Origin of the sequence: Arthrobacter sp. NEB 688 (assembly GCF_013201035.1) — a bacterium.
GTDB lineage: Bacteria > Actinomycetota > Actinomycetes > Actinomycetales > Dermatophilaceae > Phycicoccus.
In genome coordinates this window covers 1,825,116-1,850,847 of sequence record NZ_CP053707.1, presented here as the reverse complement: position 1 = coordinate 1,850,847, position 25,732 = coordinate 1,825,116, and the positions used below count along the sequence as shown (strand labels likewise).

Below are 25,732 nucleotides of genomic sequence, written 5' to 3'. Positions count from 1 at the left end.
CGATCCGACCAGTGCCTGATCGACCGACCTCCAGCCCGCGGTCAGGCGCCTCGGAGCAGGAGCCTCGCGGTGTCGGCGACCGTCTCGCCGCCGGTGTAGACGGTCCGGGTCGAGAGCAGCTGCGCGGCCGGGTCGTCGAGCCACTGGGCGAGGAAGTCGTGCCCGTCGATCACCCACGACCTGTCCTTGCCCGTCAGGCATCGGTGTCGCAGCACCCTCAACGACGTGTCGCGGTCCGGCGAGGGCAGCAGGCGGACGACATCCGCGGAACGCCTCAGGGCGGCGCGGACCGTGGCCAGCCGACCGGCGTCGGTGTAGCAGGTGTGACCGGCGCCCAGCGCGAGGACGGACCCGGGGTGGTCGGCGGCGGCACGCACCACCGCGTGGGCTCGTGCAGGCTCCCACTCGGTCTCGGCGGCGCGGCGTCCGACGGCGGCGATGCGGGTCCGGAGCCTCGCGAGGCTCCACCCCGCCTCCGCGTAGTACTCCTCGGCGACGGCGTCCAGGTCGACGAAAGGCCGCTCCACCACGGACGCGACCTCCCGCCCCACGGTGGTCTTGCCCGCGCCCGCGGGACCGGTCAGGACCATCCACGGTCCTGCCGGCGGTGACGGCCGACCCATCGTCATCTCGCCCCCTCCCGTTCGAAAACGTCTGCGCCGAGCACCGACACGCGCATCAGAGGCGGCGAAGGGTCTCGGGGTCCTCGACGCCGCCGAAGTACTGCCGCAGCACCGCGCGGAACGGCGCGTCGGCGCCCTCCCCCGCGGCCACCGCGAAGAGCGTCATCGACGAGCGCAGCTTGACGGCGTCGATGCCGCCGAGCACCTCCTCGGCGTCCGACCCCGGCTGGGCGAGCAGGGCCTCGACGCACGCGAGCAGCCGCGGCCCCAGGACCGGGTGGTCGAGGTAGGCCCGCGCCTCGGCCACGCCGCGGACCCCGTATCGCTGCGCCATGGCGCTGCGACCCAGCCCCGCGGCCTGCGGCAGCACGAACCACATCCAGTGCGAGCGCTTGCGCCCGGCCCGCAGCTCCGCGAGCGCGGCGGCGTACGTCCCGCCGGAGTCCTGAGCCTCGACGAACCGCTCGAGGCCCTCCGCCGACCCGGGCACGGTCAGTACCCCGGCACCGACGGGTCGACGTCGCGCGACCACGCGAGGATGCCGCCGGGCACGTCCCAGGCGTCGACCCCGCGGGCTCGTAGGAGGTCGACGGCCTCGGCCGAGCGCCCGCCGGCCTTGCAGTGCACGACGACACGTCGCCCGTCGCCACCCGGCACCGGCGCACCGGCCCGCACCTCGCCGACCGGCAGCAGCACCGAGCCCGGGATGGCCGCGACGTCGCGCTCCCCCGGCTCGCGGACGTCGAGCAGCACGAAGTCGGCGCGCCCCGCGTCCCGGTCGGCGAGCATCCGCGCGAGCTCCTCGACCGCCACCGACGGCCGGGACGGCGCCTCGACCTCGGGCAGATCGGCTGTCGCACAGGCGTCCTCGCGCTGCGTCGCCCATCCGAGCGGTCGCGTCGCGGCCGCGCCGGCGCCGCAGACCGGGCACCCCGGGTCGCGCCGCACGGGCACGGCGTCCCAGGTCTGGCGCAGGGCGTCGTGGACGAGCAGCCGCCCGACGAGCACCTCGCCCGAGCCCGTGACGAGCTTGACCGCCTCGGTCGCCATGACCGACCCGACGGAGGCGCACACCGCGCCCAGGACGCCGCCGACCGCGCACGACGGCACGGCGTCCGGCGGCGGCTGCTGCGGGAAGACGCAGGCGTAGCAGGGCCCCTCGCCGGCCCACCACACCGACACCTGCCCGTCGAACCGGTACACCGACCCCCAGACGTGGGGGATGCCGAGCCGGGCGCAGGCGTCGCCGACGAGGTAGCGGGTCGGGAAGTTGTCGGCGCCGTCGAGGACGAGGTCGTAGTCGGCGAGGACGTCCATCGCGGTCACCGCGTCGAGCCGCCCGCCGTGCCGCACGACCACCGTGTCGGGCGAGATGGCGGCGACGGCGTCGGCGGCGGAGTCGACCTTGGCCCGGCCCACGTCGGCGACGCCGTGGACGACCTGCCGCTGGAGGTTGGTCGACTCGACGACGTCGTCGTCGACGACGCCGATCGTGCCGACGCCGGCGGCCGCGAGGTAGAGCAGCGCGGGCGAGCCGAGCCCTCCCGCGCCCACGACGAGCACCCGCGCGTTCCGCAGCCGGCGCTGGCCGTCGAGGCCGAGGTCGGGCAGGAGGAGGTGGCGGGCGAAGCGGGTCCGCTCGGCGGCGGTGAGCTCGGGGCCGGGCGGCACCAGCGGGGGTCGCGCCATGCCGCGAACCTAGCACCGGCGCGGGACACAGCCCCCGGCCGGGAGCTACCCGTCCGTAGGATGACGCGCGAGCCCACCACCGGAGGACCCGATGACCAGCACCACGACCCCCCGCAGCTCGCGGATGCCGCGCAGCGAGCGCCGCGCGCAGCTGCTCGAGGCCGCCCAGGCCGTGTTCGTCCAGTCCGGCTACCACGCGGCCGCGATGGACGAGATCGCCGACCGCGCCGGCGTCTCCAAGCCCGTGCTCTACCAGCACTTCCCCGGCAAGCTCGACCTCTACCTCGCCCTCCTCGACACCCACTGCGACACCCTCGAGCAGCTGGTCCGCCGGGCCCTCGGGGCCGACACCGGTGACAACGAGGCCCGGGTGCGCGCCACCGTCGCGGCCTACTTCGACTTCGTGACGCGCGAGGACGCGGCCTTCCGGATGGTCTTCGAGTCCGACCTCACGAGCGTCCCCCAGGTCCGCTCGCGCCTCGACGCCGTCGAGCTCGCCTGCGCCGAGGCCATCGCCGAGGTCATCGCCGAGGACACCGGGGCCGACGACGAGCGGGCGCTCCTCCTCGGCTCGGCCCTCGCGGGGATGGCCCAGGTCGCCGCCCGCCACTGGCTCGCGCAGGACGGCGACATCCCCGAGGCCGAGGCCGCGGCGACGATCAGCACGCTCGCGTGGCGCGGGCTCGGCTCCTTCCCCAAGCTCGGCGCCTGACGCCCGGCGGGTGCGCCCTCGGCGAACACGCCCGAGCACCGGAACAGCACCACCGCGCCGCGGGTTAGCCTGAGCGCGAGTACCCATCCGAGCGGGCCCGAGCCCGCGAGACCGACGAAAGGTGCGTGCCCCGTGGAGGTCACCATCGGTGTCCAGAACGTCGCCCGCGAGCTCAGCCTCGAGACGAACGCCGACGCGGACGAGGTCGCCGCGGCCGTCGACGCCGCGCTCGCCTCCCCCGAGGGCATCCTGCGCCTCACCGACACCAAGGGCCGCACGGTCCTCGTGCCGGGGCGCTCCGTCGGCTGGATCCAGGTCGGCGAGAGCGACAAGGGCAAGGTCGGCTTCGGCATCTGAGCGACACCCGCGCTGACCTGCGCCGATCCCCCGTCGCGACACTCGGTGTCGAAGGTTTGACTAAAGTTCGTCGCAGGTCTAGCGTCGCACCGTGCCCGAGATCCGGGCACGTGCGACGGGGCCCTCGGGCCCGGAACGGGAGAACCGCATGACCGAGCTCCTTCCCATGGCCGCCAGCTGCGCCCCGTCGGGTGTCGGCGGATGGATCGGCACCATCATCTTCGGCGCCGTCATCGGCGTCCTCGCCCGCTTGGTCCTGCCGGGCCGGCAGGCGATCAGCATGGTCGTCACGGTCGTCATCGGCATCGTCGGCGCCCTCATCGGCTACTGGCTCTCCGCCCAGCTCGGCGTCTGCACCACCGGCGGCATCGACTGGCTGCGCTGGGTCATCTCGGTCGTCGTCGCGGCCGTGCTCGTCGTCGTCTACGAGCGCGTCATGGCCTCGCGCGGCGGTGCGCCCCGCACCCGCGCCTGACCGACGGCGCACGACGACGGCCCCCGCCACGTGGCGGGGGCCGTCGTCGTGCGCGGCGCGGGTCGCCGCCCCTCAGGACTCTCAGGACTCCAGGCCCATCCGCGCCATCCGCTTCTGGTGGTTCTCGGTCAGCCGTGTGAACATCCGTCCGACCTCGCCGAGGTCGACCCCGCCGCCCACGAGCAGCGCGGCCATCGCGTCGCGCTCGACCGCCACGGCCTGCGCCTGCGAGAGCGCCTCGCCGAGCAGCCGCCGGCCCCACAGCGCGAGCCGGCCGGCCGCCGTGCGGTCGGTGCGGATGGTGTCGCGGACGATCTGGACGACGAACTCCGCGTGCCCGCCGTCGTCGAGCGCGCCGAGCATCACCTCGCGCGTCTCCTCGTCGACGAGCGCCGACATCTCGCGGTAGAAGTCCTTGGCGATGCCCTCGCCGACGTACGCCTTGACGAGCCCCTCGAGCCAGCCCCGCGGACGCGTGCGCTCGTGGAAGGCCGAGAAGGGGCCGACGAACGGGGCCATCGCGGCCTCCGAGTCGACGCCGAGGCCCTCGAGGTGCGCCGCGAGCCGCTCGTAGTGGTGGAAGTCGGTCGTCGCCAGGCGCCCCATCCGGGACTTGAGCGACAGCGTCGGTGCGAGGTCGCAGTCGGCGGCCATCCGCATGAAGGCGGTCAGCTCGCCGTACGCCAGCACCCCCAGGAGGTCGACGACGGCGGCGTCGTAGCCGCGCTCCTGCGCCGGGTCCGCGTCCATGCGACGGAGCCTAACGGTAGAGTGGCGGGGACCACGGTGCCCGGTCGGCTTGCACCCGTGTAGTGACCTTGATGGGCGAACGCCCGGTGTCCCCGGACGCCGCGACCGCCCCCGATGACCTCCGATCGGCCCGCAGCCAGTGCGCTGGTGCGCCTCGCGCGCCCGCCGACCGAAGAAGAGAGTCCATGACCGACGTCACCGACGCCCAGGCCGAAGAGCAGGCCGCCCCCACCGAGCCGACCCCGAGCTTCTCGGACTTCCCGATCCACCCCGACATCGTCGCGGCGCTCGCCGGGCACGGCATCACGAGCCCGTTCCCCATCCAGGCGATGACGCTGCCCGTGGCCCTCGGCGGCCACGACATCATCGGCCAGGCCAAGACCGGCACGGGCAAGACCCTCGGCTTCGGCATCCCGATCCTCAACCGCGTCGTCGCCCCCGGTGACGCCGCGTTCGCGGACCTGCCGGCCGCCGGCAAGCCCCAGGCCCTCGCCGTCGCCCCGACCCGCGAGCTCGCGGTCCAGGTGGCCGGCGACCTCGAGCGCGCCGGCGCCCAGCGCGGCATCCGCGTCCTCACCGTCTACGGCGGGCGCGCCTACGAGCCCCAGGTCGAGGCGCTGCGCCGCGGTGTCGAGGTCGTCGTCGGCACCCCCGGCCGCCTCATCGACCTCGCCCAGCAGGGCCACCTCGACCTCGGCAACGCCCGCATCGTCGTCCTCGACGAGGCCGACGAGATGCTCGACCTCGGCTTCCTGCCCGACGTCGAGAAGATCCTCGCGATGACCCCCGCCGGCCGCCAGACGATGCTCTTCTCGGCGACGATGCCGGGCGCGGTCGTCACCCTGGCCCGCCGGTACATGAACCAGCCGACGCACATCCGCGCGATGGGCGATGACCAGGAGAACGCGCACACGGTCAAGGCCGTCGAGCAGCACGTCTACCGGGCCCACGCGATGGACAAGGTCGAGATGCTCGCGCGCATGCTCCAGGCCGAGGGCCGGGGCCTGACGATCGTCTTCAGCCGCACCAAGCGCACCGCCGCCAAGGTGGCCGACGACCTCGTCGAGCGCGGCTTCGCGGCCGCGTCCATCCACGGCGACCTCGGCCAGGGCGCGCGCGAGCAGGCGCTGCGCGCGTTCCGCAACGGCAAGGTCGACATCCTCGTCGCCACCGATGTCGCGGCCCGCGGCATCGACGTCGAGAACGTCACGCACGTCATCAACTACCAGTGCCCCGAGGACGAGAAGACCTACCTCCACCGCATCGGGCGCACCGCCCGCGCCGGCAACACCGGCACCGCGGTGACCTTCGTCGACTGGGACGACCTGCACCGCTGGGGGATGATCAACCGCGTCCTCGACCTCGGGATCCCCGAGCCGGTCGAGACCTACTCCTCCTCGCCGCACCTCTACACCGACCTCTCGATCCCCGAGGGCACCAAGGGCCGCCTGCCGCGCGCCCAGCGGACCCGCGAGGGCCTCGAGGCCGAGGTGCTCGAGGACCTCGGCGAGACCGGCAAGTCCGGCGGCCGCGGGCCCCGGGGTGGCCGCGACGGCGGCCGCGACTCCGGTCGTGGCGGACGTGACGGCGGCCGTGGTGGCCGCGACTCCGGCCGGAGCGAGAACCGCTCGTCCGACCGCCCCGCCGAGGGCGGCGACCGCCCGCGCCGCAGCCGCAACCGCCGCCGCACCCAGGGTGGCAAGCCGGCCGGCGAGGGCGCCCAGGGCTGAGGCCCGACCCTCCCCCGCACGACGACGAGGGGCCGCATCCCGGTGGGATGCGGCCCCTCTCGCGTGCCGGCGCCCGGTCGGTGCCGGGCCCGGCGTCAGTCCTGCGGGGTGATGGTGCTCGTGTCGATGACGGCGCGGTAGCGGACGTCACCGTCGACGACGCGGTCCCAGACGGCGTCGACGTCGGCCGCGTCGACGACCTCGATCGTCGCGGCGATGCCGTGCTCGGCGCAGAAGTCGAGCATCTCCTGGGTCTCGGCGATGCCGCCGATCTGCGAGCCGGCGACGGCGCGGTTGCCGCCGATGAGGGCGCCCGGCGGGATCTCGTAGGGGGCCGGCGGCAGGCCGACGTTGACGACGACACCGGCCGGCTTGAGCAGCGCGACGTAGTCGGCGATCGGGATGTCCGCGCTCACCGTGTTGAGGATGATGTCGAAGGTGCCCTTGGCCGCCTTCATCGCGTCCTCGTCCTTCGAGGCGATGTGCGCGGTGGCGCCGAGGCCGATCGCGTCGGCGGCCTTCGCGTCGCTGCGCGAGATGGTCGTGACGGTGGCGCCCATCGCCGCGGCGATCTTGACGCCCATGTGGCCCAGGCCGCCGACGCCGACGATGGCGACCTGCTTGCCGGTGCCGGCGCCCCAGCGGTGCAGGGGCGAGTAGGTGGTGATGCCGGCGCACAGGAGCGGGGCGGCGACGTCGAGCTCGATGCCGTCCGGGATCCGCAGGACGAAGCGCTCGCTGACGACGACCTCCTGGGCGTAGCCGCCCATGGTCCACTCGCCGTCGTAGCCCTGGGCGTTGTAGGTGCCGACGGAGGGCTTGGAGCAGAACTGCTCCATCCCGTCCTTGCACTGCTCGCACTCGCCGCAGGAGTCGACGAGGCAGCCGACGCCGACGCGGTCGCCGACCGAGTGGCGGGTCACCTCGGAGCCGACCTCGACGACGGTGCCGGCGATCTCGTGGCCGACGGTCAGGGGGAAGTGGGCCGGGCCCCACTCCTCACGGGCGGTGTGGATGTCGGAGTGACAGATGCCGGCGAAGGCGATGGCGATGCGGATGTCGTCCGGACGCAGGTCGCGCCGCTCGATCGTGCCCTGGCGGAAGCCGGAGGTCGCGGAGTCGGCGATGAGAGCAGGGGTGGTGGTGGTCATCCCAGCAGGCTAGGACCGCTCCCCCACCCTCGGTCAAACTCTGGACAAACATTTGACGATGAGGATCTTCACCCCGTCGTCGGGAATACGGTCAGAGCCGCTCGAGCAGCCCGGCCGCGACCTCGCGATAGGCCGCCGCACCCTTGCTCGACCGGGCGGTCGCGAGGATCGAGCGGCCGACGGCCGGGGCTTCGGCGAAGCGCACCGTCTTGGGGATCGGCGGGCTGAGCACCGGCAGGCCGTAGCGCTGGCCGACGTCCTCGAGGACCTCGCGGGCGTGGGTGCTGCGACCGTCGTAGAGCGTCGGGAGGATGCCGATGACGCGCAGCTTCTTGTTGAGGATCTTCTTGACGTCGGCGACGGTGTCGAGGAGCTGGCCGACGCCGCGGTGGCTGAGCATCTCGCAGGGCATCGGCACGATGAGCCCCTGCGCGGCGGTCAGCGCGTTGAGCGTGAGCACCCCGAGGCCCGGCGAGCAGTCGAGGAGGATGACGTCGTAGCTCTTCCGGACGGCGTCGAGCGCGCCCTGCAGGACGTACTCGCGGGCCGGCCGGCCGAGGAGCACGGCCTCGGCGCCGGCGAGCTCGATCGAGCTGGGGACGAGGTCGACGCCGTCGGCGCAGGTCTGGACGACGTCGGCGAGCTCGGCCCGGCCGAGGAGGACGTCGTGGACCGAGGACTCGACGGTGTCGGGGTCGACGCCGAGGCTGAAGGTCAGGCAGGCCTGCGGGTCGAGGTCGACGAGGAGCACCCGCCGGCCGGCCTCGGCGAAGGCGGCGCCGAGCGAGGCGACGGAGGTCGTCTTGGCGACCCCGCCCTTCTGGTTGGCGAGGGCGATGATCGTGGCCTTGCGCTTCGGCGCCATGGGGGCGGCCCTTTCGGGGTCGTCGTCGGGATGCCTCGATCCTCTCATCCGGCGCGGCGGCGGCCGGACGCGAGGACGAAGCGCCGGAACGCCTCGGCCGACGGCAGCAGCGGCCGCCCGTCGACCCACGCGAGCCCGACCTCGCGGTGGGCCCCGGTGTCGGTGAGGGGCAGCATCCGGGTGCGGGCGAACGTGGCCGGGACCGCGAGCCCCTGGGCGGGCACGACGGAGACGCCGAGGCCGGCCGCGACGAAGCCGCGGATGGTCGGCAGGTCCTCGGCCTCCATCGCGACGGCGGGGATGAACCCGGCGGCGCGGCAGAGGTCGAGCGTCTGCTGGCGCATCCCCGACGGCGGGGCGCGCAGGACGAACGGCTCGTGGGCGACCTCCTCGAGCGCCACCTCGGAGCGGCCGGCGAGCGGGTGGTCGGTGGCGACGGCGAGGACGAACGGCTCGTCGAGGACGTGCTGCCACACGACGCCCTGACCGGCGACGCGGGCCGCGGTCAGCTCGAGGTCGGCCCGGCGGGTCGCGAGCTGCGTGGAGATCCGGCCGTCCTCGCCGACCGCGGTGCGCTCGATGACGACCCGCACGCGCGGGTGCTGCTCCTTGAAGGCGCCGACGAGGCCGGGGACGAGCCAGCTGCCGAGGCTCAGGGGGTAGGCGAGGGTGACGACGCCGCTCTCCGGGTCGACGATCTCGCCGACCGCCGCGAGGCCGTCGTCGAGGCTGTTGACGAGGGCGTCGACGTGGCGCTTGAACGCGGAGCCGGCGTGCGTCATCCGCAGGACGCGGCCCTGGCGGTGCAGGAGCGGCGTGCCGACCTCGGTCTCGAGCCGGGCCAGCGCCCGGGAGACCCCGGACTGGCTGACGCCGAAGACGTCGCTCACCTCGGTCACGGTGTAGCCGTCGGCGACGAGCTGGAACCAGCGGAGGGACTCGGTGTCCATCCCATGACGATAGTGCAAGTGTCGGTTGCGTCGTTTTCATTGGACGCATGGATGGTCCCACTCGCACACTGGATGCATGACGAACACCACCGCACTCTGGACCACCGTCAAGGACGAGCTCCGCGAGCGCCGCGAGCAGCGCGCCGCGGTCCGCCGGCTGCGCGAGGACCTCTCGCACTACCGCACCCCCCACGAGATCGAGGACCTCCTCGTCGCCGTGGACACCCAGGAGGCGCAGGGCATCGCGACCGCCGAGGCCCCCCTCATCCGCTCCATCCTCCAGGAGAACCTGCAGGCGTACTACGGCACCCAGTCGCCGGTCCGCCGCGCCGCCGGCCTCTGACCACACCCGACGGCCCGCCGGTCGCGCCGCTCCGCGCGGCGCCCGGCCCGGGTTCGCGAGAGCGACCACCCCATGTGTGCGCTCCCGGGAACCAGGTGCCCCGGGAGGAATCCCTCGCACCGCGCAAGCAGTTCCTGGCGCGGCGCGGGGGATTCTCGCGTCCGGCAGGAAACCTCCCGGGGCGAGAGGAAAACGTCGCCAGCTGACAGGGAAACCTCCCGGGGTGGGAGGGAAACCTCCCGGGGTGGAAGGGAAACCTCCCGGAGCGTCCGGAGGCCGGGTGAGCACACCCCCGCCATGGCGGGCCGGGTGGGCGAGAAGGACCCGGCTCAGCCGCGCGGGGACGGGTCGGTGCCCGGCACCACGCGCCGACCGATCGGGCCCGGGTTCCAGGCGACCTCCCACCGCACGCCGTCCGGGTCGGCGAAGTAGCCCGAGCGGCCGCCCCAGTCGCGGTCGCTCGCCACGCCCACCTCGGCTCCCGCCCGGGCCGCGAGCGCCAGCACCTCGTCGACGAGCGCCGGGGTCTCGACGTTGTGCGCGAGCGTGAACGGCAGCAGCCCCGGCCCGCCCACCGTCACACCCTCGAGCTCGGCCTCGAAGTGCGCCCGGTCCCACAGCGAGAGCACGAGCCGCTCCCCGGCCGGGAACATCACGAGCTCACCGTCGACCTCGAGCTCGGGGACCCACCCCAGCCCGTCGACGTAGAAGCGCCGCGAGAGCGCGAGGTCGGCGACGGCCAGGGTGACGAACGAGATGCGCTGCTCCATCCCCCGCAGCCTGCCACACCGGGCCGACCGACCTCTGGCGCGGCGGGGCGCCGCACCCCTACGCTGGGCCGGTCGGTGCGTATGACGAGACGGGTTGCACGATGAGCAACGAACTCCCCACGGTGGCCCTCGCCCACCTCCTCGAGGGGGCGCGCTACGAGGTGATGCCCACGCCCTCGATCACCGAGGCCGTCCTCGAGCACGTGCCCCCGAGCCTCACGGTCACCGTGACCGCCGCCCCGAGCAAGGGCCTGGCCGCCACCCTCGACACCTCGGTCGCCCTCGCCACCGCCGGCTACCGCGTCGTGCCGCACCTCGCCGCGCGGATGGTCTCCGGCCGCGGGGAGCTCGAGGAGGTCGTGGCCCGCCTCGCGGGGGCCGGAGTGAACGCCGTCTTCGTCCCCGGCGGCGACGCCGACCCGGCGGGCGACTACACCTCGGCCCTCGACCTGCTGCAGGACCTCGCCGCGATCGAGCACCCCTTCACGCACGTCGGCATCACCGGCTACCCCGAGTCGCACCCGACGATCGACGACGACGTGACGGTGCAGTCGATGTGGGACAAGCGCCGCTACGCCACGCACGTGGTCTCGAACATGACCTTCGACGCCGAGCACCTCGGCACGTGGACCGAGCGGGTGCGCCGTCGCGGCGTCACGCTCCCGATCCTCGTCGGCGTCCCCGGCCCCGTCGACCGCACGAAGCTCCTCGGCATGGCGACGAAGATCGGCGTCGGCGAGTCGCTGCGCTTCCTGCGCAAGCAGAAGTCGGTCTTCGCCCGCATCGCCTCCCCCGGCTTCTCCACCGACCGGTTCGTCAGCCGCGTCGCGGCCCTCGCCGCCAACCCCGCGCTCGACATCGAGGGGCTGCACGTCTTCACCTTCAACCAGGTGGGCGTCATCGAGTCGTGGCGCCGCCGGATGCTCGACGAGGCGGCATCGGCTCGGGTCCGACCGCCCGGATGAGGCCTCGGGCCTCGCTACCGTAGATCCCGTGACCAACCGACTCACCACCCTCCTCGCCGGGCGCCCGGCCATCGCCGACGGCGGCTACGGCTGGCTCCTCCAGGAGCGCGGCCTCCCGATGGGCGAGTGCGCCGAGTCGTGGAACTTCACGAACCCCGACGCCGTGGCCGCCCTCCACGAGGAGTACGCCGTCGCGGGTGCCCGTTTGCTGACGACCAACACCTTCGGGGCCACCGAGCGCCGGCTGGCCCAGCACGGTCACGCCGGGCGGGCCGAGGAGGTCAACCGGGCCGCGGCCGCCCTGTGCGCCACCGTCGCCCGGCGCCACGACGCGCTCGTGGCCGGCGACATCGGGCCGACGGGCGAGCTCCTCGAGCCGCTCGGGACCCTCACACCGGACGCCGCCCGCGCGCTGTTCGCCGAGCAGGTCCGCGGCCTGCGCGACGGCGGCGCCGACCTCCTGCTCGTCGAGACGATGAGCGACCTCGAGGAGGCCCGGGCCGCGGTCGCCGCCGCCCGCGCCGAGGCCCCGGAGCTGCCGCTGGTCGTCACGCTCTCCTTCGACACCAACCTGCGCACGATGATGGGCGTCACGCCGGCCGCCGCCGTCGCGGCGCTCGCGGCCGACGGCGTCGACGCGGTCGGCGCCAACTGCGGGCGCGGGCCCGACGACATGCGGACGATCGCCGAGCAGCTGGTCGCCGCCCGGCCCGACGGCGTGCTGCTCGTCGCCCAGTCGAACGCGGGCCTGCCCGAGCTCGAGGGCGACCACTTCGTCTACACGGTCGGACCGGAGGCGATGGCCGAGCACGCGCTCGAGCTGCGCGCCCTCGGCATCGACGTCATCGGCGCGTGCTGCGGCTCCTCGCCCGAGCACCTGCGGGCGATGGCCGGCGCGCTCACCGCGGGCTGACGAGCGCGGCCAGGGCGGTCTCGAGCCCACCGGCACCGGTGTGCCGCACCGTCAGCGGCAGCCCGATGCGGTCGGCGGCGTCCTGCGCCATCCCCCGCAGCTCGGCCAGCTCCTGCGGGTCGCGCGTCTGCACGAGCCACACGACGCGCGCGTAGTGGCGGAAGTAGTCGTCGCACAGCTCGGGGTGGCGGTCGAGGCCGAGCTCGCGCACGACCGTGCGCGAGAAGGAGCGGACGAGGAAGTCGGTGAGCAGGTAGGTCCCCGGCTCCTCCTCTCTCAGCGCCTCGACGGCCGACGGACCGGCGAACAGGTCGTAGCAGTGCAGCCCGGGCAGCCGCTCGACGCCGAGCCGCTCGCACACCGCGTCGAGCGCGCCGTAGGTGCCGCAGTCGGCGTACCCGACGACGACCCGGTCGTAGCGCGCACCCAGCTGCGCGACGGCCTCCTCGACGGCGGGCGCGATGCGCTCGGGCCGGTTGTGCAGCAACGGGGGCAGCGGGTGTACGTCGAGGGGCCACCCGTGGCGCTGCGCCGCGTCGGCCGCCGGCTGGGCGATGGCGCCGCACGCGACGAGCGCGACCCGTCCGGCGCGCCGCCCGTCAGACGGGGAAGGCGAGCTGGTCGACGAAGCGGTCGTTGAAGTCGGGGCGGTCGGAGAGCTCGACATAGCGCACCTCCTCCATCAGCGCGTCGGCGCCGGCCCGCTCCCGGGCCGACAGCAGGACCATCTTCGCGCCCTCCCCCGCGACGTTGCCCGCCGAGACGATGCGCAGCACCGACAGCTTCGGGACGAGCCCGATGCGGACCGCGGACGCCGGCGAGAGGTAGGACCCGAAGGAGCCGGCGAGCAGCACCTGCTGCACCTCGGACGCCTCGAGGTCGAGCTCCTCGAGGAGCAGCGACCACCCGGTCGAGATGGCGGCCTTCGCGAACTGCAGCTCGCGGACGTCCCTCTGCGAGAGGTAGACCGACTCCTCCGTCGGCGCGTCGTCGGCGTGCCGGTGCAGCACGAACACGCGCTCGCCCTCCCGCACGGTCGCCATCCGGCCGGCCAGCGCCGGGGCGATCTCGGCCGCGCGCTCGTCGGTGACGAAGCGCCCGGAGGTGTCGAGCAGCCCGATCCGGGCGAGCTCGGCGACCGCGTCGACGAGGCCCGAGCCGCACAGGCCGCGCGCCTCGACGTCGCCGATGACGCCGAGGGCCACCGCGAGCGTGGGGTCCTCGGCCTCGGGGTCGAGCCGCACGACCTCGACGGCGCCGTCGGCCGCGCGCATCCCGCAGCGGATCGCGCCGCCCTCGAACGCCGGCCCGGCCGGGGCGGCGGTCGTGACGATGCGCTCGCCGTCGGTCAGGGCGATCTCGCAGTTCGTGCCGACGTCGATGAACAGCCGCACCCGCTTGTCGCGGTCGAGCCCGCTCGCGAGCATCCCGGCGACGATGTCCCCGCCGACGTAGGCGCCGAGGGCCGGGAAGACGACGGCCCGGGCACCCGGGTGCAGCGTGAGGCCGAGGTCCGACGCGAGCAGCACGGGCCAGTCGGCCGTCGCCTGGACGAAGGGTGCGACCCCGAGCGGCTCGGGGTCGACACCGAGCAGGAGCGCGGTCATCGTCGCGTTGCCGGCGAGGGCCACCTCGTAGACCCCGGCGGGGTCGACGCCGCCCTCGTCGCACACCTCGGCGGCGAGCCCGGCGAGCGTCTCGCGGGCCAGCGCCGTGAGCCGCGGCAGCGCCTGCGGGTCCATCATCGTCGCGCTGATCCGGGTGATGACGTCGCCGCCGAACGGCTGCTGCCGGTTGAGCACCGACGACACCGCGACCGGTGTCCCCGTCTCGAGGTCGAGCAGCGTCGCGACGACCGTCGTCGTGCCGAGGTCGTAGGCGATGGCGTGCCGACGCCCGGTCGTGTCACCGGGCTCGACGTCGACGAGCGTCTCGTCGACGACGACCGCCGTCACCTTGAAGTCGTTCTGCCGCAGGACGACCGGCAGCCGGCGCAGCGCGTACAGGTCCGGGTTCAGGGTGAGGTCGTCGACGGCGTCGCGCAGCCGGGCGAGGTCGGTGCGCTGGTCGGCCAGGGTCGGCTCGGTCAGCTCGACGTAGCGCTTCTGCACCGAGGGCCGCAGGATCACCTGCCGGCCGACGCCCACGGTCGACGCCTTGGGGCGGGTGACGAGCGGGGGCACCTCGACCCCGAGGTCGTGGGTGGCACGCACGAGGCACGCGAGGCGCCAGCCGTCGTGGATCTGGTCCGGCGTGAAGGTCCGCACGTCGTGCCGGCTGACCGGGGCGGTGCCGCGGGTCAGCCGGACACGGCACTTGCGACAGGTCCCGTGGCCGCCGCACGTCGAGTCGACGGCGATGCCGTTCCACGACGCGGCGTCGAACACCGACACCCCGGGCGGCACGCGCACCACGCGCTCGGCCGGGCTGAACGACAACGTGACCCGGCCGGCGCCCGCGTGCTCCGAGTCGTCGACCTCGGGGGTCAGCGGGGCGGGGGGCTCGAGGAGCCCCTCGCGGCGCAGACCCTCGACGACGTCGTCGAAGGGCTGGTCCGGCCCGCGCTCGCCCGTCACGCCGTCCCGGCGGCCGCGGCCTGCGCCGCCTGCCGGGCCCGGTGCGCCCCGATCCACGACATGCCCCACTCGTCGTTGCCGAGCAGGAGGTCCGAGGCCCGCACGGCGTCGACGACCTGCGGGGTGCGGGCGTCCATGATGGCGCTCGTCATCCCGGCGGACATCGCGAGCGGCAGCCACGCCGCGTTGATCGCGTGCCGCCCCGGCATGCCGAAGCTGACGTTCGAGGCGCCGCAGGTCGTGTTGAGGCCCCAGCGCTCCCGGATGCCGCGGATGACCTCGAGCGTCGTGCGGCCCACGGTCGAGTCGGCGCCGATCGGCATGGCGAGCGGGTCGATGACGATGTCCTCGATCGCGATGCCGTACTCCTGCGTCGCGACGCGGACGATCTTCTCGGTGAGGGCGAGGCGCTTCTCGGCCTCCATCGGGATCTCGTCCTCGTCGTTCGGCAGGGCGACGATGGCGGCGTCGTACTTCTTGACCAGCGGCAGGATGGCGGCCATCCGGTCGTCCTCGGCGGTGATCGAGTTGACCAGTGCCCGACCCTGGTACACCGACAGGCCGGCCTCGAGCGCCTCGACGACCGAGGAGTCGATGCAGATCGGCAGGTCGGTCAGCGACTGGACCAGCTGGATCGCCTTCGAGAGCAGCTCGGCCTCGTCGGTGAGGGGCACGCCCATGTTGATGTCGAGCACGTCCGCGCCGCCGGCGACCTGCGCCGCGACGTCCTTGGCGATGATCGACAGGTCGCCCTCGCGCAGCGCGGCCTGGAACAACGGCCGGCCGGTGGGGTTGATCCGCTCGCCGATGACGCAGAACGGCTTGTCACCGCCCAGGACGACCTCCTTGGTCGCCGAACGAAGGACCGTGTGCCGCAGGGGCGCGCTCACGCGAGCACCTTCGCGCGGCGCTCCTGCAGCAGGGCCTTGGCCTTCTTGACGGTGGCCGAGGCGTCGGCCGCGTACCCGTCGGCGCCGACCGCGTCGGCGTACTCCTGGGTGACCGGGGCGCCGCCGACCATGACGATGACCGAGTCGCGCATCCCGGCCTTCTCGAGGGCGTTCATGTTCGCCTTGAACATCGGCATCGTCGTCGTGAGGAAGGCCGAGAAGCCGACGATGTCCGGCTGGTGCTCGTCGATGGCGGCGACGAACTTCTCGGGGGCGACCTGCACCCCGAGGTCGATGACCTCGAAGCCGGCGCCCTCGAGCATGATGTTCACGAGGTTCTTGCCGATGTCGTGGACGTCGCCCTTGACCGTCCCCATGAGGAACTTGCCGATCGTCTGGACGCCGGTGTCGGCGAGCAGCGGCCGCAGCACCTCCATCGAGCCGGCCATCGCGCGCCCGGCGATGAGCATCTCGGGGACGAAGAAGTCGCCGCGCTCGAACCGCGCCCCGACCTCCTCGAGCGCCGGGATGAGCGCGTCGAACAGCAGGGTGCCGGGGGCCATCTCCATCCCCAGCGCCTGGTGGGTGAGGTCGAGCACCGCCGGGCCGTTGCCGACGAGCGTCTCGTCGTACAGGCCCTTGAGGATGTCGTCGGGTGTCATGCCGCTCCTTCGTGTGGGTGGTGCTCGAGCCGGTCGGACAGGGCCGCGGCGTGGGTGGCGACGAGGGCGCCGGTCGACGCGAGGTCGCCGGCCAGACGGGACGTGGGCCCGGAGATGCCGAGGGCGGCGACGACCGCGCCCCGGTGGCGCACCGGGGCGGCGACCCCGGTCAGGCCGGGCTCCAGCTCGTCGACCGTGGTGGCGTAGCCCTGGCGCCGGATGCCGGGCAGCTGCGCGGCGAGCTCGACCCCGCTCGTCACCGCGTCGGGGGCCGGCGCGTCGAGCGGACCGCTCGGCACCGGCAGCGCGCCGTGGGCGTAGAGGATCTTGCCGAGCGCCGAGGCGTGGGCCGGCACGTCGGTGCCCACCCAGTCGCGCGAGCCGAGGTAGTACGAGGCGTCGACCTGCGCGACCTGGACGACCGTGCCGCGGCGTGGCACACCGAGGTTCACCGTCTCGCCGGTGATCTCGCCGAGCTCGCGCATCGTCGGGCCGGCCACCTCGGCGAGCACCTCGTCGCCGCTGCGACGGGTGGCGTAGAGGTCGAACAGCGGGCCGGGGGCCCAGCCGCCGGCGTCGTCACGGGCGAGGAGGTCGGCCCGCTCGAGCGCGGCGAGCAGCCGCGAGGTGGTCGAGCGCGCGAGCCCCGTCGCGTCGGCGAGCGCCGCCGCCGTGAGCCCCCCGTCGGCGTGGACCACCCGGGCGACGAGGTCGGCGGCCCGGTCGATCGACTGGGTCCCGGTGGTCGGGGGCGGGGTCGGCACGGGGGGTCCTCTCGCAGGGCGGCGGTGACCGTCCGTCACCGCTCACGATGTGGGCCTTGTGCGCCCACATGATGAGGCTAGGATGTGGCGCGGCTCACCGTCAACGCTCGTCCTGCCCCTGGAGGCTCACGCGCATGTTCACGAACCGGATGCCGCGCTACGAGATCCTCTCGGCGGAGGCCATGGCCCAGCTCGACGCCGGCTGGCGTCGCCTCGTCACCGAGATCGGCGTCGAGTTCATGAGCGAGCGGGCCCTCGAGCTGTTCCGGCAGGCCGGCCAGCGGGTCGAGGAGAACACGGTCTTCCTCGACCCGGAGTTCGTCCTCGAGCAGGTCGCCAAGGCCCCCCGCGAGTTCGACGTCCGGGCGCGCAACGCCGAGCGGAGCATCCACATCGGCGGCGACTCGATGGCCTTCGGCGCCGTCTACGGGCCGCCGTTCGTCCGCGAGGGCGAGGTCCGCCGCGACGGCACGATGGAGGACTACCGCAACTTCGCCCGTCTCTCGCAGTCGTTCTCGGTGCTCGACTCCGCCGGCGGGGTCGTCTGCGAGCCCAACGACGCACCGCTCGACTCGCGCCACCTCGACATGACCTACGCCCTCATGACGATCACCGACAAGGTGTTCATGGGCAACGTCGTCTCCGGCGAGAACGCCCGCGACGTCATCGCGATGTCCGAGATCCTCTTCGGCGGGCGCGAGGCCATCGAGCAGACGCCGGTGAGCATCAGCCTCGTCAACTGCAACAGCCCGCTGCGCTGGGACGACCGGATGCTCGACGCCCTGTTCGAGTACGCCGCCGCCGCGCAGCCGGTCGTCCTCACGCCGTTCATCCTCATGGGCGCGATGTCGCCGGTCACCATCCCGGCGGCGCTCGTGCAGCAGATCGCCGAGGCGCTCTCGGGCATCACGCTCGCGCAGCTCATCCGCCCGGGGTGCCCGGTCATCTTCGGGTCGTTCCTGTCGAACATCGACATGCAGTCCGGCTCACCGACGTTCGGCACGCCGGAGTCCGGTGTCGGGCTGCTGTGCACCGGCCAGATCGCGCGCCACTTCAACCTGCCCTTCCGCACCGGCGGCGGCCTCACCTCCTCGCAGGTGCCGGACGCGCAGGCCGGCTACGAGGCGCTCATGACGCTGCTGCCGACCTTCCTCGCGGGCACCAACTGGGTCATGCACAGCGCCGGCTGGCTCGAGGGCGGGCTCGTCGCGGGCTTCGAGAAGTTCGTCATCGACTGCCAGATCGTCGAGATGCTCCAGCACGAGTTCACCCCGCTCGAGATCGACGCGGGCTCGCTCGGGTTCGACGCCCACCAGGAGGTCGGGCACGGCGGGCACTTCCTCGGCTCGATGCACACGATGGAGCGCTTCCGGACCTGCTTCTACCGGCCGTTCCTCAACAGCTCGGAGAACTACGAGCGGTGGACGCGCAACGGGGCCCAGGACACGGCGACGCGGGCGTCCGCGATCTGGCGCAAGCGGCTCGAGGAGTACGAGCAGCCCGCGCTCGACGAGGCCGTGCGCGCCGAGCTCGAGGAGTACGTCGTCCGCCGTCGGCGCGAGCTCGGGGACTGACCCCCTCCCCCGCCCCCGGGGGTTGCGCCATTCGCTACGGTTGCGTCATGCGCACCACCTCGCGGGACGCGGGCTCGACCGTCCAGTCCGTCGACCGGGCCGTCACCATCCTCGAGCTGCTCGCCCTGCACGGCGAGGCCGGCACGACGCAGCTCGCGCGCGAGCTCGGCGTCCACAAGTCGACGGCCAGCCGCCTCGTCTCCGCGCTCGAGCGGCGCCGGCTCGTCGAGCAGGTCGAGGAGCGAGGCCGCTACCGCCTCGGCGTCGGGGTGCTCAAGCTCGCCGGCGCCACCAACGCCCGGCTCGACCTCGCGAAGGAGGCCCGGCCGGTCGTGCGCCGCCTGGCCTCCGAGACCGGCGAGACGGTCAACCTCGCGGTCCTCTCCGGCGGCGCCGCGCTCTACGTCGACCAGGTGTCGGGCTCCTCGACCCTCTCGTCCTACAACTGGGTCGGCCAGCACATCCCGATCCACGCGACGAGCAACGGCAAGGTCCTCGTGAGCGAGCAGCACGACCCCGAGCTGACCCGCAGCCTCGGCGACCTCACGCCGTACACGCCCGCGACGGTCACCGACCGCGCCGTCCTCGACGCCCAGCTCGCCGAGGTCCGCGAGCGCGGGTGGGCCCTCGCGACCGACGAGCTCGACGTCGGCCTGACCGCCCTCGCCGCCCCCGTCCGCGACGCGCACGGCGACGTCGTGGCCTCGATCAGCGTCTCCGGGCCGACCTTCCGCTTCGGGCCGCAGCGGGTCGACGAGCTCGTCCCGCTCCTGCTCTCGGCGACCGCCGAGGCCTCGGCCCGGATCGCGCACCAGCCCGTCGAGCGCTGAGCGACCTGAGAGGACCGCGGTCCACCCGCAGTTTTGGTCCTTGACCGGGGCGACCCCGGAGCGCCATCCTGTTGCGCAGTACACGCGGTGTTGCACATCGCGCAACGGTGCGGAGGTGGAGCGTGACCGACCTGGCCGTGAGCAGCAGGACGACGCCCGGGACGGACGCGACCTCGGCCGCGCTGTCCGTGCGTGGCCTGTGGAAGGTCTTCGGACCGAACGCCGACAAGCTCCTCGGCACCCCCGACCTCGAGCTGTCGCGGCAGGAGCTGCAGGCCAAGAGCGGGCACGTCATCGGCGTGCGCGACGTCTCCTTCGACGTCGCGCCGGGCGAGGTGTTCGTCGTCATGGGCCTGTCCGGCTCGGGCAAGTCGACCCTCGTGCGCCTCCTCACCCGCCTCATCGAGCCGACCGCCGGCACCGTCGTCCTCGACGGCGAGGACCTCACGGGGATGGGCGAGGACCAGCTGCGCGAGATCCGCCGCCGCAAGGTGTCGATGGTCTTCCAGCACTTCGGCCTGCTCCCCCACCGCAAGGTCATCGACAACATCGCCTTCGGCCTCGAGGTGCGCGGCGAGGAACGCTCCGGGCGCCGCTCGCGCGCCCAGGAGATGGTCGACCTCGTCGGCCTGTCCGGGTACGAGCTCAACTACCCCGACCAGCTCTCCGGCGGGATGCAGCAGCGCGTCGGCCTGGCCCGCGCGCTCGCCGGCGACCCCGCCGTGCTCATGTTCGACGAGCCGTTCAGCGCCCTCGACCCGCTGATCCGCCGCGACATGCAGAAGGAGGTCATCCGGCTGCACCACGAGGTGGGCAAGACGATGGTCTTCATCACCCACGACCTCGACGAGGCGCTCAAGCTCGGCGACCGGATCCTCATCATGCGCGACGGCGAGATCGTCCAGGTCGGCGCGCCGGACGAGATCATCGGCGCCCCGGCCGACGACTACGTCCGCGACTTCACCGCCGAGGTCCCCAAGTCGCACGTGCTGACGCTGCGCTGGGTGATGCGCCCGCCCGGCTCCGCCGACGAGGGCGCCGGCGCCCCCGCCCTGCCGGACACGACGGTCGTCCGGGAGGCCGCGCGGGCCGTGCTCGCCGCCGACGGGCCGGTGCGCGTCGTCGACGGCAGCGGCACGGTCGTCGGGGTCGTCGACGACGAGGACATCCTGCGGGTGGTCGTCGTCGAGCAGCACGCCCCGGCCGGCGCCCGGTGACCACGACGCTCGAGCCGGTCCGGCCGGCCCCGCCGAAGGAGGCGCAGCCCGTCGCCGAGCGCGCCACGTCGCGCCGCACGGGTCGCAAGCTCCTCGGCGTCCTCGCCCTCTGGCTCCTCGCGTGGGCGACGCTGCGCGGCCGGCAGACCCTCGAGCTGGCCAACGCCGACACGACCGGCCTGCACGACTGGTTCAACGACGTCCGCGACCGGGTGCAGCTGCTCGGGCAGGACAACTGGTTCTTCCACGGCGTGCTCGGCACGATCGCGAGCGGTCTCGACACCTTCGTCGGGGTGCTCCAGGAGCACCTGAGCGCGGTGACGCCCGGCGACTGGGTGGGCTGGTTCGGCGTCGTGCTCCTCGCCGCGTGGGTCACCTACGCGCTCGCCGGGCTGCGCTCGACCCTCCTCGTCACCGTCGTCCTGCTCTTCCTCGGCCTCGCCGGCCTGTGGACCGACGGCATCGACACGCTCATCGTGACGATCGTCGCGGTGGTCATCTGCATGATCGTCGGGCTGCCGCTCGGCATCGCGATGTCGCGCAGCAGGCGCACCTCCGCGGTCGTCACGCCGCTGCTCGACGCGATGCAGACGATGCCCTCCTTCGCCTACCTCACGCCGATCGCCCTCTTCTTCGGCATCGGCCCGGCGTGCGCCATCGTCCTCACCCTCGTCTACGCGCTGCCGCCCCTCGTCCGGATCACCGAGCACGGGCTGAACTCGGTGGCGGAGAACACGATCGAGGCCGGTCGCTCTCTCGGCGTGACCAAGGGCCAGCTGCTGCGGCAGGTCCAGCTGCCGATGGCCAAGCGCACGATCGTCGTCGGCATCAACCAGTGCACGATGGCCGCCCTCTCGATGGCGACGATCGCCGCGCTCGTCAACGGGCCCGGCCTCGGCAAGCCGGTCATCTCCGCGCTGCAGACCCTCAACGTCGGCGCCGCCGCGGTCGCCGGCCTCGGCATCGTCCTCATCGCGATCATGCTCGACCGCACGACGACCGCCGCGAGCGAGCGCTCCTCTCCCGCCGGCCAGCGCGTGGCGGCCGTCGGCTCACCGGGCATCTTCGGGGGGCGCACGATCGTCCTCGAGAAGCTGCCCCGCTGGGCCACCGAGGAGGGCGGGCGCGGCACCGACCGGCGCTTCCTGACCCCGAGCGGACGCCGGCTCGTCCTCGCCGTCCTCCTGCTCCCGGTCCTCGTCGGCGCCTTCTACTCCACGCGCTACCTCCAGCTCTCGCAGTTCCCCGATCTCTCCGGCGTGCCGGTGCTCGGCGAGCTGACCGCCGGCCCCCTCGGTGGGCACATCAACGACCTGACCAACGCGGTCGTCGACACGATCTCGGGCGTGACGAACGGGTTCAAGGACCTCGTCACGGCGGTCATGCTCAACCCGCTGCAGTCGCTCATGTCCGACCTGCCGTGGTGGGTCATGGCGCTGGTCCTCCTCGCCGTCGCGTACCTCCTCGGCGGCTGGCGCCCGGCCGTCGTCACCCTCGTCTGCGAGGCCGTCATCCTCGGCACCGGCCTCTGGTACGACGCGATGGTCACGCTGACGATGACCCTCGTCGCGACGTTCATCGTCATGCTCGTCGCGGTCGTCCTCGGCGTCGCGATGGGCCGGGGGCGGCGGGCCGACACCGTCATCCGGCCCTTCCTCGACGGCTTCCAGACGATCCCCGCGTTCGTCTACCTCGTGCCGGCGCTCGCGCTCTTCGCGGCCACCCGCTTCACGGCGATCATGGCGGCCGTCGCCTACGCCGTCCCGATCGCCACCAAGCTCGTCGCCGACGGGGTGCGCGGCGTCTCGCCGGCGACCGTCGAGGCGGCGCGCTCCACCGGCATCACCCGCTGGCAGATGATCTCGAAGGTCCAGCTGCCGATGGCCCGCGAGGCCCTCGTGCTCGCGACCAACCAGGGCCTGCTCTACGTCCTGTCGATGGTCGTCATCGGCGGGATGGTCGGCGGCGGCAGCCTCGGCTACCTCATCGTCCAGGGCTTCGTCCAGGGCCAGCTCTTCGGCAAGGGCCTGGCCGCCGGCTTCGCCATCACCGCGCTCGGGATCATGCTCGACCGCATCGCCCGCCACGCCGCCGCCCGGTTCGGCCGATGAGCCGGGCACCCCACCACGACCCGCGGAGGACCGCGGACAGGAGAGAGGTCCAGCCCATGGCACGAGCAACCCACCGGAGCGCGCTGGCCGCGGCCGCCGCCGTCATCGCCCTCGGGCTGAGCGCCTGCGGCGGCGGCAACATCGAGCAGCCGAGCGCCTCCGGGTCGGCCGGCGGCGGCGGCAAGGAGTGCGGCGACCTGCGGATCGCCGTCAACCCGTGGACCGGGTACGTGAGCAACGCCCACGTCATCGGCTACGTCGCGCAGAGCAAGCTCGGCTGCAAGGTCACGTACCCCGACGTCAAGGAGGAGGTCGGCTGGCAGGGCATGGCGTCGGGCTCGATCGACACCATCGTCGAGAACTGGGGCCACGCCGACCTGACGAAGAAGTACGTCGAGGAGCAGAAGTCCGTCCAGGACGCCGGCCTCACCGGCAACCGGGGGATCATCGGCTGGTACGTCCCGCCGTGGATGGCCGAGAAGTACCCGGACATCACGGACTGGCAGAACCTCAACAAGTACGCGTCGATGTTCAAGACCTCCGAGTCCGGCGGCAAGGGCCAGCTGCTCGACGGCGACCCCTCGTACGTGACGAACGACGAGGCCCTCGTCACCAACCTCAAGCTCGACTACAAGGTCGTCACCGGCGGCTCGGAGGCGGCGCTCATCACGAGCTTCCGGCAGGCCGAGAAGAACAAGACGCCGCTGCTCGCGTACTTCTACGACCCGCAGTGGTTCTTCTCCGAGATGAAGCTCGTCAAGGTCAACCTGCCGACCTACACCGACGGCTGCGACGCCGACGCCAAGAAGGTCGCGTGCGACTACCCGCCGTACGAGCTCAACAAGCTCATCTCGACCAAGTTCGCCGAGTCCGGTTCTCCCGCAGTGGACCTCATCAAGAAGTTCCAGTGGACCAACGACGACCAGAACGCCGTCTCCGAGATGATCGCCAACCAGAACATGACGCCGGAGGACGCGGCCAAGAGGTGGGTCGACGCCAACCCCGACAAGGTCGCCGCCTGGCTGTCCTGACCCCCGCACCACCCCCCGTGCCGCGGCGCCCACCCGGGCGTCGCGGCACGCGGCCGTTGACGGCGTGAGTGATCCACCTCACACTGCAGGTGTTGTGCGATGCGCACAGCGTTCCGTCCAGCGCAACCGAGGGGCACGGCCATGGCGACGACGACACCACCTCCGCTGACCACCGAGCAGGCGCCGGAACCGCACCGGCGTTCCCCCGTCGACAAGGTCGTCTTCGGGGTCGCGGCTACCCTCGCGCTGCTCGTCCTCGTCTACGGCGCGGTCGACGGCGAGGGCTTCGGCGAGACGGGTGGCAGCATCCTCGGCTGGATCACGACGAACTTCGGCTGGTTCTTCGTCCTGACCAGCGGTGGCTTCGTCCTCTTCAGCGCCTTCCTCGCCGTCAGCCGCTACGGCAACATCAAGCTCGGCGCCGACGACTCCGTCCCCGAGTTCTCGACCTTCTCGTGGGTGTCGATGATGTTCGCGACCGGCATGGGCATCGGCCTGATGTTCTACGGCGTCGCCGAGCCGCTGACCCACCTCAACACCCCGCCGCTCGGGCTCGCCGCGCCGGGCAGCGACGAGGCCGCACACCTCGCGATGGAGTACACGTTCTTCCACTGGGGCTTCCACCCCTGGTCGATGTACGCCGTCATCGGGCTGACCATCGCGTACTTCGCCTACCGCAAGGGCTCGGGCAACCTCATCAGCGCGGCGTTCCGGCCGCTGCTCGGCGACCGCGTCGACGGCGCGGCCGGCAAGGGCATCGACACCCTCGCGATCCTCGCGACCCTCTTCGGCTCGGCGACCTCGCTCGGCCTCGGCGCGCTGCAGATCACCGGCGGCCTCGCCGACGTCTTCGGCCAGGACGGCTACGGCACGACCGCCGCGGTCGTCGTCATCGCCGTCCTCACGCTCTGCTTCGTCGTCTCCGCCGTGAGCGGCATCGACAAGGGCATCAAGTGGCTCTCCAACGCCAACGCCGTCGCGGCCGCGCTGCTCGCCCTGTTCCTCTTCGTCGTCGGGCCGACGGTCTTCATCCTCTCGACCTTCACCGAGTCGATCGGCGGCTACCTGACCCACCTGCCGACGATGAGCTTCCGCACCGGCGTCTTCGGCGGCAGCGAGTGGCTCAACGGCTGGACGATCTTCTACTGGGCCTGGTGGGTCTCGTGGACCCCCTTCGTCGGGATGTTCATCGCCCGCATCTCCAAGGGCCGCACGATCCGCCAGTTCGTCGTCTTCGTCATCGCGATCCCCTCGCTCGTCTCGTTCGTCTGGTTCTCGATCCTCGGCGGCGCCGCCTTCGACCTCCAGCTGACGAAGGGCGAGGACATGAAGGCGCTCGTCGACTCGGGCCTGGAGAACACGCTCTTCGGCACCCTGCGCGAGTACCCGGTCGCGAGCGTCACCGTCGCCCTCGCGGTCTTCCTCATCGCGATCTTCTTCGTCACCGGCGCCGACTCGGCCTCCATCGTCATGGGGATGCTCAGCCAGGGCGGCGACGAGGAGCCCCGGCGCTCGCTCGTCGTCTTCTGGGGCGTGGCCACCGGCGCCGTCGCGACCGTGCTGCTCGTCAGCGGGGGCGAGGACGGTCTCGGGGCCCTGCAGACGGGGGTCATCATCATCGGCTTCCCGTTCCTCATGGTGCTCATCGCGCTGTGCTTCTCGCTGTGGAAGGCGCTGCGCCAGGAGACCTTCGAGTCGACCCTCCAGGGGCCGATCCGGCGGCACCTGCGCGAGCACCCGGCGGCCCGCCGGGACGCGTGAGCCGGACGGCGGACGACCGGTTG

26 protein-coding genes are annotated in these 25,732 nt (G+C 72.9%); 13 read left to right on the top strand and 13 right to left on the bottom strand.

Translation table 11 applies throughout. The annotated features are described in order from the left end of the window. Window positions 1-41: 41 nt before the first annotated feature. The 3 genes from HL663_RS08765 to HL663_RS08755 form a co-directional block, all read right to left on the bottom strand. Complete coding sequence (locus HL663_RS08765; RefSeq protein ID WP_173028000.1) at window positions 42-590, bottom strand: shikimate kinase; 549 nt, start codon at window positions 588-590, stop codon at window positions 42-44. 88 nt (window positions 591-678) lie between these two features. After that, the gene (locus tag HL663_RS08760) at window positions 679-1,113 is read right to left on the bottom strand and encodes a DUF1810 domain-containing protein (RefSeq protein ID WP_173027998.1); all 435 of its coding nucleotides are present in this window, start codon (window positions 1,111-1,113) and stop codon (window positions 679-681) included. 2 nt (window positions 1,114-1,115) lie between these two features. After that, window positions 1,116-2,312, bottom strand: a complete 1,197-nt coding sequence (locus HL663_RS08755; protein ID WP_173027996.1) for a ThiF family adenylyltransferase — start codon at window positions 2,310-2,312, stop codon at window positions 1,116-1,118. 91 nt (window positions 2,313-2,403) lie between these two features. Here HL663_RS08755 and HL663_RS08750 point away from each other — a divergent pair, with 91 nt between their 5' ends. The 3 genes from HL663_RS08750 (at window position 2,404) to HL663_RS08740 (ending at window position 3,856) form a co-directional block, all read left to right on the top strand. Further along, on the top strand, window positions 2,404-3,024 hold the full coding sequence (locus HL663_RS08750; protein ID WP_173027994.1) for a TetR/AcrR family transcriptional regulator: 621 nt from the start codon (window positions 2,404-2,406) through the stop codon (window positions 3,022-3,024). A gap of 132 nt (window positions 3,025-3,156) precedes the next feature. Then, on the top strand, window positions 3,157-3,381 hold the full coding sequence (locus HL663_RS08745; RefSeq protein ID WP_173027991.1) for a DUF3107 domain-containing protein: 225 nt from the start codon (window positions 3,157-3,159) through the stop codon (window positions 3,379-3,381). Window positions 3,382-3,529: 148 nt separating this feature from the next. Continuing rightward, on the top strand, window positions 3,530-3,856 hold the full coding sequence (locus HL663_RS08740; protein WP_286176016.1) for a GlsB/YeaQ/YmgE family stress response membrane protein: 327 nt from the start codon (window positions 3,530-3,532) through the stop codon (window positions 3,854-3,856). Window positions 3,857-3,937: 81 nt separating this feature from the next. Here the strand turns inward: HL663_RS08740 and HL663_RS08735 are convergent, their stop codons facing one another. Next, complete coding sequence (locus HL663_RS08735; protein ID WP_173027989.1) at window positions 3,938-4,606, bottom strand: ferritin-like fold-containing protein; 669 nt, start codon at window positions 4,604-4,606, stop codon at window positions 3,938-3,940. Between the two features lie 185 nt (window positions 4,607-4,791). Here HL663_RS08735 and HL663_RS08730 point away from each other — a divergent pair, with 185 nt between their 5' ends. Then, window positions 4,792-6,336, top strand: a complete 1,545-nt coding sequence (locus HL663_RS08730) for a DEAD/DEAH box helicase (RefSeq protein WP_173027987.1) — start codon at window positions 4,792-4,794, stop codon at window positions 6,334-6,336. A gap of 95 nt (window positions 6,337-6,431) precedes the next feature. On the opposite strand, the gene HL663_RS08725 is transcribed toward HL663_RS08730, so the two are convergent. From HL663_RS08725 to HL663_RS08715, 3 genes are all read right to left on the bottom strand, one after another. After that, window positions 6,432-7,487, bottom strand: a complete 1,056-nt coding sequence (locus HL663_RS08725; protein WP_173027986.1) for an NAD(P)-dependent alcohol dehydrogenase — start codon at window positions 7,485-7,487, stop codon at window positions 6,432-6,434. 91 nt (window positions 7,488-7,578) lie between these two features. Continuing rightward, entirely contained in the window at window positions 7,579-8,352 is a 774-nt protein-coding gene (locus HL663_RS08720; RefSeq protein ID WP_173027984.1) for a ParA family protein, read from the bottom strand. 44 nt (window positions 8,353-8,396) lie between these two features. Then, on the bottom strand, window positions 8,397-9,302 hold the full coding sequence (locus tag HL663_RS08715; RefSeq protein WP_173027982.1) for a LysR family transcriptional regulator: 906 nt from the start codon (window positions 9,300-9,302) through the stop codon (window positions 8,397-8,399). Between the two features lie 76 nt (window positions 9,303-9,378). On the opposite strand from HL663_RS08715, the gene HL663_RS08710 reads away from it, so the two are divergent. Continuing rightward, window positions 9,379-9,645 (top strand): hypothetical protein, encoded by a 267-nt coding sequence (locus HL663_RS08710; protein ID WP_173027980.1) that lies wholly within the window; start codon window positions 9,379-9,381, stop codon window positions 9,643-9,645. 329 nt (window positions 9,646-9,974) lie between these two features. On the opposite strand, the gene HL663_RS08705 is transcribed toward HL663_RS08710, so the two are convergent. Continuing rightward, complete coding sequence (locus HL663_RS08705; protein WP_173027979.1) at window positions 9,975-10,415, bottom strand: VOC family protein; 441 nt, start codon at window positions 10,413-10,415, stop codon at window positions 9,975-9,977. A gap of 101 nt (window positions 10,416-10,516) precedes the next feature. On the opposite strand from HL663_RS08705, the gene HL663_RS08700 reads away from it, so the two are divergent. After that, window positions 10,517-11,380 (top strand): methylenetetrahydrofolate reductase, encoded by an 864-nt coding sequence (locus tag HL663_RS08700; protein WP_173027977.1) that lies wholly within the window; start codon window positions 10,517-10,519, stop codon window positions 11,378-11,380. Between the two features lie 28 nt (window positions 11,381-11,408). Continuing rightward, a complete protein-coding gene (locus HL663_RS08695) occupies window positions 11,409-12,293 on the top strand; it encodes a homocysteine S-methyltransferase family protein (RefSeq protein ID WP_173027975.1) in 885 nt (294 codons plus the stop codon). Here HL663_RS08695 and HL663_RS08690 read toward each other — a convergent pair. The 5 genes from HL663_RS08690 to HL663_RS08670 form a co-directional block, all read right to left on the bottom strand. Next, window positions 12,280-12,780, bottom strand: a complete 501-nt coding sequence (locus HL663_RS08690; RefSeq protein WP_286176015.1) for a DUF1638 domain-containing protein — start codon at window positions 12,778-12,780, stop codon at window positions 12,280-12,282. The two genes, HL663_RS08695 and HL663_RS08690, sit on opposite strands and share 14 nt — an antisense overlap. A 112-nt stretch (window positions 12,781-12,892) precedes the next feature. Beyond that, on the bottom strand, window positions 12,893-14,869 hold the full coding sequence (locus HL663_RS08685; protein WP_173027971.1) for an ASKHA domain-containing protein: 1,977 nt from the start codon (window positions 14,867-14,869) through the stop codon (window positions 12,893-12,895). After that, window positions 14,866-15,759: a dihydropteroate synthase gene (locus HL663_RS08680; protein ID WP_173027969.1), complete on the bottom strand. Its 894-nt coding sequence runs from the start codon at window positions 15,757-15,759 to the stop codon at window positions 14,866-14,868. The genes HL663_RS08685 and HL663_RS08680 overlap by 4 nt, the downstream gene beginning before the upstream one ends. Then, complete coding sequence (locus HL663_RS08675) at window positions 15,756-16,421, bottom strand: cobalamin B12-binding domain-containing protein (protein ID WP_173027967.1); 666 nt, start codon at window positions 16,419-16,421, stop codon at window positions 15,756-15,758. The genes HL663_RS08680 and HL663_RS08675 overlap by 4 nt, the downstream gene beginning before the upstream one ends. Next, window positions 16,418-17,185, bottom strand: a complete 768-nt coding sequence (locus HL663_RS08670) for an IclR family transcriptional regulator (protein WP_173027966.1) — start codon at window positions 17,183-17,185, stop codon at window positions 16,418-16,420. Before HL663_RS08670 ends, HL663_RS08675 begins: the two co-directional genes overlap by 4 nt. 134 nt (window positions 17,186-17,319) lie before the next feature. Between HL663_RS08670 and HL663_RS08665 the strand changes: the two genes are divergently transcribed. The 6 genes from HL663_RS08665 (at window position 17,320) to HL663_RS08640 (ending at window position 25,709) form a co-directional block, all read left to right on the top strand. Then, window positions 17,320-18,759 carry a trimethylamine methyltransferase family protein gene (locus HL663_RS08665; protein WP_173027964.1) on the top strand — a complete coding sequence of 480 codons (1,440 nt, stop codon included), beginning with the start codon at window positions 17,320-17,322 and terminating at the stop codon, window positions 18,757-18,759. Window positions 18,760-18,806: 47 nt separating this feature from the next. Further along, window positions 18,807-19,589, top strand: coding sequence for an IclR family transcriptional regulator (locus HL663_RS08660; protein ID WP_173027962.1), 783 nt, complete (start codon window positions 18,807-18,809; stop codon window positions 19,587-19,589). Between the two features lie 122 nt (window positions 19,590-19,711). After that, window positions 19,712-20,806: a quaternary amine ABC transporter ATP-binding protein gene (locus HL663_RS08655; RefSeq protein WP_173027960.1), complete on the top strand. Its 1,095-nt coding sequence runs from the start codon at window positions 19,712-19,714 to the stop codon at window positions 20,804-20,806. After that, entirely contained in the window at window positions 20,803-22,917 is a 2,115-nt protein-coding gene (locus HL663_RS08650) for an ABC transporter permease (RefSeq protein ID WP_173027958.1), read from the top strand. The genes HL663_RS08655 and HL663_RS08650 overlap by 4 nt, the downstream gene beginning before the upstream one ends. A 56-nt stretch (window positions 22,918-22,973) precedes the next feature. Continuing rightward, on the top strand, window positions 22,974-23,948 hold the full coding sequence (locus HL663_RS08645) for an ABC transporter substrate-binding protein (protein ID WP_173027957.1): 975 nt from the start codon (window positions 22,974-22,976) through the stop codon (window positions 23,946-23,948). A gap of 141 nt (window positions 23,949-24,089) precedes the next feature. After that, on the top strand, window positions 24,090-25,709 hold the full coding sequence (locus tag HL663_RS08640) for a BCCT family transporter (RefSeq protein WP_173027955.1): 1,620 nt from the start codon (window positions 24,090-24,092) through the stop codon (window positions 25,707-25,709). The last annotated feature ends 23 nt before the right edge of the window (window positions 25,710-25,732 follow it).